7 protein-coding genes and 2 pseudogenes are annotated in these 7,445 nt (G+C 61.9%); 7 read left to right on the top strand and 2 right to left on the bottom strand.

Going from position 1 to position 7,445, the window contains the following annotated elements:
* Positions 1-91: 91 nt before the first annotated feature.
* Complete coding sequence (locus ACIA8E_RS41290; RefSeq protein WP_399307182.1) at positions 92-505, bottom strand: SRPBCC family protein; 414 nt, start codon at positions 503-505, stop codon at positions 92-94.
* Positions 506-635: 130 nt separating this feature from the next.
* Positions 636-1,235 (bottom strand): flavodoxin family protein, encoded by a 600-nt coding sequence (locus ACIA8E_RS41285; RefSeq protein ID WP_399307180.1) that lies wholly within the window; start codon positions 1,233-1,235, stop codon positions 636-638.
* Positions 1,236-1,328: 93 nt separating this feature from the next.
* Here ACIA8E_RS41285 and ACIA8E_RS41280 point away from each other — a divergent pair, with 93 nt between their 5' ends.
* The 7 genes and pseudogenes from ACIA8E_RS41280 to ACIA8E_RS41250 all read left to right on the top strand — a co-directional run bounded on the left by ACIA8E_RS41280 (position 1,329) and on the right by ACIA8E_RS41250 (position 7,180).
* Complete coding sequence (locus ACIA8E_RS41280; protein ID WP_399307178.1) at positions 1,329-1,739, top strand: winged helix-turn-helix transcriptional regulator; 411 nt, start codon at positions 1,329-1,331, stop codon at positions 1,737-1,739.
* A gap of 78 nt (positions 1,740-1,817) precedes the next feature.
* Positions 1,818-1,934: pseudogene (locus ACIA8E_RS41275) on the top strand (IS3 family transposase); the annotation flags it as partial.
* Positions 1,931-2,611, top strand: coding sequence for a transposase (locus ACIA8E_RS41270; RefSeq protein ID WP_399307176.1), 681 nt, complete (start codon positions 1,931-1,933; stop codon positions 2,609-2,611). The pseudogene ACIA8E_RS41275 and the gene ACIA8E_RS41270, both read left to right, overlap by 4 nt.
* Positions 2,612-2,906: 295 nt before the next feature.
* Positions 2,907-3,325: pseudogene (locus ACIA8E_RS41265) on the top strand (IS5 family transposase); the annotation flags it as partial.
* A 539-nt stretch (positions 3,326-3,864) separates the two neighbouring features.
* Positions 3,865-6,387: a nitrate- and nitrite sensing domain-containing protein gene (locus ACIA8E_RS41260; protein WP_399307174.1), complete on the top strand. Its 2,523-nt coding sequence runs from the start codon at positions 3,865-3,867 to the stop codon at positions 6,385-6,387.
* Positions 6,387-6,815, top strand: a complete 429-nt coding sequence (locus ACIA8E_RS41255) for a roadblock/LC7 domain-containing protein (RefSeq protein ID WP_399307184.1) — start codon at positions 6,387-6,389, stop codon at positions 6,813-6,815. The genes ACIA8E_RS41260 and ACIA8E_RS41255 overlap by 1 nt, the downstream gene beginning before the upstream one ends.
* Positions 6,812-7,180 (top strand): DUF742 domain-containing protein, encoded by a 369-nt coding sequence (locus tag ACIA8E_RS41250; RefSeq protein WP_399307172.1) that lies wholly within the window; start codon positions 6,812-6,814, stop codon positions 7,178-7,180. Before ACIA8E_RS41255 ends, ACIA8E_RS41250 begins: the two co-directional genes overlap by 4 nt.
* The last annotated feature ends 265 nt before the right edge of the window (positions 7,181-7,445 follow it).

Genomic DNA, 7,445 nt, shown 5'->3' with positions numbered 1-7,445 from the left:
GCTAGTACCGGATTAGGACGGCTCCGACGCCGTGATCACACCAGACACCGCAAGATCATCTCACCTGTGACCAGCAGTTACGGGACAGCCCTTAGGCGCTGAGGACAACTGCAACCTTGTCGAGGCAGGCTTGGTAGAAGCCCCCGATCGCGGCAACAGCGTCTTCCTCGGAAACACCGGGCGCGGGCTCGAAGGAGGCGGTCCACTCTATCGCCGACTGCTGCGGACCGGACTCGATCACCGTGAGGCGAGCTGTAAAATCCCGGACAGGGACCGGTCCGGGGTCGTCGAACCGGTAGTGGTGGAAACGGGTTCCCTGCTCGAGCAGCCTTTCCACGAGCTTCCCGCCATCGTGCATGCTGATAGTGCGGGTCTGTGCTGCGTCGTCCCCGACGACATCGGCGATGCCGGGCATCCAGGTCTCAACAGTGTGGAAGTCGCCAACGAGGCCCCACACCTCGGCGGCAGGGACGTTGTACTGCTGCTTCTTGATGAAATTCGTCATTTCGGTCCTTGACTCGTGCGATCGACAGGGGCAGCTCTGCGGTGCCGGTGCATGGGGTGCGAACGCCGGTGACCGCCTGGATTCCCACCGCTTGGGGGTGTGGGTATGGGAATCTGCTGGACTCTGGTGCTCAGCTGGTGGCGTGCTTGCCGGCGGTGTGGATGTGGGCGATCTTGGTGACCCGTGCGCCAAGGTGCTCCGCGGTGGCGATGTCGGACGTGTGGACGGTGTCGGTGCCGCCGTCCTGAGGGGTCTGGGCGCCGGCGCCGATCCAGAATCCGAGACGGTTGAGGTCGTCCTCGGTAGCGGTGAGGGCGTTCCACCCGGGGGCGAGGCCGAGACCGACCCAGATCATGTGGTGCTGGGCAGCGAGAGCAGCCATGAAGTTGAGACTGTTGAGCTTGTCTCCGCTTTTGGAAGCGGAGTTGGTGAAGCCGGCGGCGATCTTGTCGGCCCAGGTGCTGGTGAGGTAGCGGCCGCTAGTGGCTTCAGCGAAGGTGTGGAATCCCGCGGAAGCGCCACCCATGTAGGTGGGGGAACCGAAGATGATGGCATCGGCCGCGTCGAGCTGCTGCCAGTGCTCGTCGGTGATGGCGTCCACCGGGACATAGGCGACTTCGGCTCCGGCCTTTTCAGCGCCGCGCTTGACCGCCTCTGCGAGGACAGCGGTGTGACCGTATCCGGAGTGGAAAGCAACAGCGACAAGGGGACGCTGGGTGTTCTTAGCCATGGGGTGCTCCTCAAATCGACTTGGTCTCTAATGTATACCATACCTCTAAACGGGTACAGGTGTGTTTTGGTGTCCTGGTGTAGGATGAGCGGCATGTCACAGCAGGAGCAGTCACCGACCGCCATCGACGCCGACCGTCCGATGGACATCCTTGATGCGGCCTGCCCAAGCCGTGACGTCTTCGTGGACCTGGCCGACAAGTGGGCGCTGCTTATGCTCCTGAGCCTGCGGGAACAGGGCGTGCAACGCTTCTCCGAACTTCAGCGCTCGATCGGCGGGATCAGCCGCAAAATGCTGTCGCAGACTCTGCGCACCTTGGAACGCGACGGCCTAATCCAGCGAACCGTCGACCCGAACGCCACCCCGCCCCTGGTGCTGTACAAACTCACTGACCTTGGCAGCGAGATCGCCGCGGAAATCCGCGTCCTGTGCTCATGGACCCACAAACGCGCATCCCAGATCCACACCGCACGCCTCACCTACGACCAACGCACCGCCAGTTGACAGCGCGCCCACATTGCGGGCGGGAGTACGACCAACACACCGCCGAGGCCCCCCGGCCCCGGCCCACAAGCCCTTCACTTCCAGTGGCTGACCTACTACAACGCCCGCAGACGCCACAGTGCCCTCAACTACCTCTCACCGGTGGAGTTCGAACAGCAGCATCTGCGAGCAGCTAAACTCTCAATCGCGGCATGAGCCCCTGTGCCCACACCCCGGGGGACGCCTCAAAGCTGACCCGCACCCAGATCACCGCCGTCCTGACCCGACACCGCCGCCACCACCGCGACGCGAAAGCGGCCACCATCCAAGCCGCGCTGCGCGAGCGGCAGCTCGGCCTGCCGGAGCCGGTCACCGCCGCCTACGCGGCCGCCACCACTGCCCATGCCCGGCTGATCATCGCGCTGAACGAGCAGATCGCCGCGATGGAAGAGCAGGTGAAGGCCCATTTTCTGGCGCACCCGGACGCTGAGATCTACCTCTCGATGCCCGGCATCGGTGAGATCACCGGCGCCCGGATGCTCGCCGAGTTCGGAGACGACCCCACCCGATACGCCTCCGCGAAAGCCCGCAAGAACTACGCCGGCACCAGCCCCGTCACCCGGGCCTCCGGCAAGAGCCGCACCGTCCAGGCCAGATACGTCCGTAACAACCGCCTCGCCGACGCCCTCCAGACGCAGGCCTTCGCAGCCCTGCGCTCGCCCGGCGCCCGCCGCTACTACGACAAACAACGCGTCCGCGAGGTCGGCTACAACCCCGCCCTCCGCCAGCTCGGCAACCGCCTCGTCGGCATCCTCCACAGCTGCCTCAAAACCCGCACCCACTACGACGAAGCAACCGCCTGGTCACACCACGCCCACACCCCTGTCGCTTGACCTCAAACGACATGGGGTGTCTGACATTAGCCTCACCCCCTGACCAAACACATAGGGGCCCCCGGAAACTCGATGCGAGCGACTGTCGACAGCCGTTTCCGGCGCCATTCACGGCCGGGGCTCAGCGGGTCGATTCAGGGACTGATAGCAGCCGTCGAGATCGCTATGTCCGGAAATTCTCTGCCTGGAAGGTGAATGAACACGCTTCACCACTATTTGCGAAACTCAGGGAATGCCAGCGGTGGCGTGAAATATGGAGGTGAAATACGCGCCAGTCTGGATCAGGTGTGAATTAAAATTTGCGTCGAAGATCCACTTGATCACCGAGCGGACCGGTCTTCCTCTGTCCGTCGCAATCTCGGGGGCGAACCTGCATGACAGCTAGGCTCTGATTCCCCTCGTGCAAGGGATACCGCCGATCCGCTCCCGCCGCGGACGCCGACGACGCAAGCCCGCAAAGCTCCACGCCGACAAGGGCTACGATTACTCCCACCTGCGACGATGGTTACGCCAGCGCGGCATCCAGCACCGCATCGCCCGCAAGGGAGTTCCTCACAGAGTCTGGGCCGTCACCGCTGGACCGTCGAACGTACCATGGCCTGGCTCGCCGGTTGCCGCCGACTCCATCGGCGCTACGAGCGCAAGGCCGTGCACTTCCTCGCCTTCACGAGCATCGGCTGCACCTTTATTTGCTACCGCAGGCTCACCAAATGAGATGACTTCTTTTAGTGGCTGACTTCTGCTCAGCGGCGCGAAGATCCTGTAGTCAGGTTTTGGACGAACTATCCTCGTGGCGGTTCGTGCAGTGGGCGGCTGACCTGAAAAGGTGTGTGGGCCCTGGCCCCTACGTGGAGTCAGTGGGCGATCGCGTAAGGTGAGCGCTTTCCGTCTGTTGGCCCCTTGGGGAAAAAGTGATACCCCAAAGGGTAGCCGTGTGCTTTCGTCGGCGGGGCTCGATGCGCCTAGCATCGTTGAGAGCAGGCGCCGGTGGAAACGAAACCCCCTTAATGTCGGCAGTCCGCCTGGTTATCGTTTCCATGGCGCCGGCGCGCGTCTTGAAGGTTCGCGGCCGCCCCCTTCTGGTCCCAGTTAAGCAAAACCCCATATGCGTGTGCATAATATCTTTCAAGCCAAAATCTAATTCTCGAAATTCCTTTTGCCAACGTGATGCGCAGGGAAGGCTGACTCCTGCTTCATCGACCCTTCCGATCGCTGCGGGCGAAGAGCCTGACGATGTTTGATGTGAGAGACGCATGATAAAGACAGGCTGGCCGATCCGCCGAAAGCTGATCGCCTTGTTGCTCCTTCCCCTTGTGTCCCTGGCTGTCGTTCTGGGCTACGCCGCCGAACTCTCCTTGGGTAACGCGCTAACTCTTGCGCACGAAAACACCATCGGGAACCATCTGGCGCGCCCGCTCGGAAGAGTGGTCATTGCCCTTCGTGTCGAGCGGAGGTATGCCGCCACCGCGTTGGCAGCTGGCCGCCCACCGTCCGGCATGTTCGGCAGCCGGGACAGCAGTGATGGGGAAATTGCTGCCTTTCTCGAACACGCTCACATGGGCAGCGTTCGTGAGGTCGAGAGCGATCAGGTGCGGGCCGGCGTTGATGCTGCGGAGCGGGCGCTCGAGGACTTGCCTTCACTGCGGCTAGCAGTCGACTCCCGACGAATCACCCCAGCCCAAGAGATGGTTTCGTACACCTCGATCGATAAGGCTATCGGCGAGGCGCTGCGGGGTATGACCGTGCTGCCTGACCAGGTGGCTCAAGAATTTGGTCAGGCGCTCTACCAGATGGTGCCCGCAGGTGAGATCCTCTCGCAGGAGGACGCTCTGGTATCCGCTGCCGCAGCTGGCCCGCAGCACCATTTGTCGACCAGCGACTACAGCACGTTGGTCGCCTGCATAGGGGCTCAGCGCTACCTGCACCAAGAGGCCATAAGCAGGTTGCCTGCCGAACAGCGAGCACCTCTGATGCAGTTGGCTTCTCCCAACGGCGCCGCAGGTCGGCTGTCGGCGCTGGAAAACAAAATTGTGGCCGCAGGGCCCCACGCCAACCGCCTTCCCTTTCCCATCACTGAGTGGCGAGCCGCGTACGATGCCGAAGACGCGGCCGCTGGCGCACTCTCCCTCAAGGACATATCCGCCATCTTCGACCGCACTGGACCTCCGGCTCATCGCGCCTTCCTCGAACTGATTTTTGTTGGACTCTTCGGTCTTCTTGCACTCGCTGTCGCGGTCGTGATGTCGCTGAGTGTTGGAAGGTCGCTGATCGGCGATGTGTCCCGCCTGCGGACCTCGGCTCGCAACCTGACGGATGACCGGCTGCGTGACGTGATCGGACGCCTGCGCCGAGGGGAGAAGGTCGATGTCCAAAGCGACATGACCAGGCCCGACTTCGTGAACCGGGAGATGGCTGAGCTGGGCCAAGCCTTCTGGGACCTCCAGCTCACCGCGGTGGATCTTGCGGACGAGGACATCCGCCTCCGCGAGGGAATCAGTAAGGTCTTTCTCAGCCTGGCACGACGCAGCCAGGTTCTGGTGCACCGCCAGCTCAAGATGCTGGACGCCATGGAGCGACGTACGGAAGATCCCGTTGCGCTCGAAGAGCTTTTTCATCTTGACCAACTCGCCACTCGAATGAGGCGCTACGCCGAAGGCCTCATTATCGTTTCCGGAGCGAAATCTGGACGGGTGTGGCGCCAACCCGTTCCCGTCATCGACGTGATCCGGGGGGCGATTGCCGAAACCGAGCATTACGCGCGGGTTGTGATTTTGCCCGTTCCGGCGGTGGGCGTAGTGGGGCATGCAACCGCCGATGTGATCCATCTCCTGGCAGAGCTTATCGAGAACGCGCAGACATTCTCCCCTGCGGAAAGCGACGTGCAAATCACCACAAGCAACGGGGAGAACGGCCTGATCATCGAGGTTGAGGACCGCGGGCTGGGCATGCCCTCGGAGGCGCTTGCTGCAGCCAACGCACGTATCAACTCTCCTATCGACGTCATTGAGCTCGACAGCACGCGTCTTGGGCTCGTCACGGTCAGCCGCCTCGCCAAACGCCACGGCATCCGCGTGTCTCTGTCAATTTCCCGTTACAGCGGTGTCAACGCTGTTGTGGTGATACCTCACTCCATCCTTGGTCGGAAGTCCCAGGACGGTGGCCCCGAGCCAATCACCGCGGCGACTCCTGGACTTTCAGCTCCGCGTGCACTCACGACGGGCAACGAGCCAGCTTCCCCCCACGGTACGGGTGCGTTCCCTTCTCTTGCCGCGACACCCGCCGGAGCTGAAGTGAATGCCTCGCCCGGTTGGCCTGAACCCGTTGCCATTCAGAGCCCATTCTCTCCCAGCGAAGCGCTATCGGGCAGCGATACGGTCGATGGTCTGCCGCGCAGGGTCCCGCAGGGAAGTGTCGCCTCCGAATTCCAGCATGATCCAGAACATGCGAATGAGTTGCCGTTTGACTGGAGAAACACGTCCCTCGAGCAGGTCCGCGGAGACTCGCCCCATACACCCGCGCCGCCCCGAATCTGGGACACAAACCATCCAGGTGCGCGTCATGGAAGGGCTACAGAAGGAGCAGTTTGGGACGAGGGTCCCCCTCATCAGGGCACGTACGCGACCAATTCTGTGACCGCTCGGCCGATGTACGTACAAACAATGATGTCCTCATTGCAGGCGGGAATCCTTCGAGCACGCCTGTTGAATCCCCAGAGCAGTGAGGCGAACGAATCTCAATCCGGATACCACTACGATCAGGGAAGGCCACCTCAATGATGACGCAGTCTCAGGAAACGTCCGGGGATGGCAACCTGGGGTGGCTTCTGATGGATATGGTCCAGCGTGTTGCTGAGATATCTCATGCGATTCTTCTGACGACGGACGGGCTTTTGCTTGCCACGTCTGATGGTTTGTCGCGGGGTAAGGCGGAGCGGCTCGCTGCGGTGGCCTCGGGCCTGCACAGCTTGGCCAAGGGGGTGGGCTGGCATTTCGACGGGGGTCCTGTCCGGCAGACGATTGTCGAGATGGAAGCGGGCCTTTTGTTTGTTTGCACGGCGGGCGAGAATTCCGTTCTGGCTGCTCTGACTCCAGTCGGTTCGGATACAGGCGTGGCGGCCTTTGAGATGACAATGCTTGCCAATCGACTCGGATATCACATGTCTGTGGACCCGCGTGCACCGCAGGCCCATCGGTCAGTCACGTGACATACGCGGAATGGGTCGATGAGGCAGCCGGCCCAGTGGTGCGTCCATATGCCGTGGTAGGCGGACGCACGCAGGCCACAGATGGTCGATTCAATCTCGTGGCGTTCATCTCCACGCTGGTGGAGTCTGTGCATGGGTGGACAGGGATTCAGCCCGAGCACGTAGCTATTCTCGAACTATGCCGCACGCCGCGTGCTGTTACCGAAGTTGCAGCCCGGCTGGACCTTCCGGTCGGAGTAGTCCGTGTGCTGCTAGGAGATCTGGCGAGCCTCAACGCGATACTTGTACGCGAACCACCGGCTCCCAATTCTCGCCCGAGCATCGGCCTTATCAGGGAGGTGCTAAATGGGCTTCGTGCCCTGTAACGACGCGGTGCAACAAAGCGGTCGAGTTCTGCATCTGAGGCGTAGGGAGATATCAAAATGCTGATCGGTAAAAGTGGCGAACAAGACAGTCAAGTATCCCCTCGGGCAGTCAAGGTCCTGGTCGCCGGTGGGTTCGGAACCGGAAAGACAATTTGGAAAAGAGCGTTCTAATGACGCAGTCTCAGGAAACGTCCGGGGATGGCAACCTGGGGTGGCTTCTGATGGATATGGTCCAGCGTGTTGCTGAGATATCTCATGCGATTCT

It is taken from the genome of Streptomyces sp. NPDC051664, assembly GCF_044453545.1.
Lineage (GTDB): Bacteria > Actinomycetota > Actinomycetes > Streptomycetales > Streptomycetaceae > Streptomyces.
This window is presented reverse-complemented; position numbering and strand designations above follow the sequence as displayed.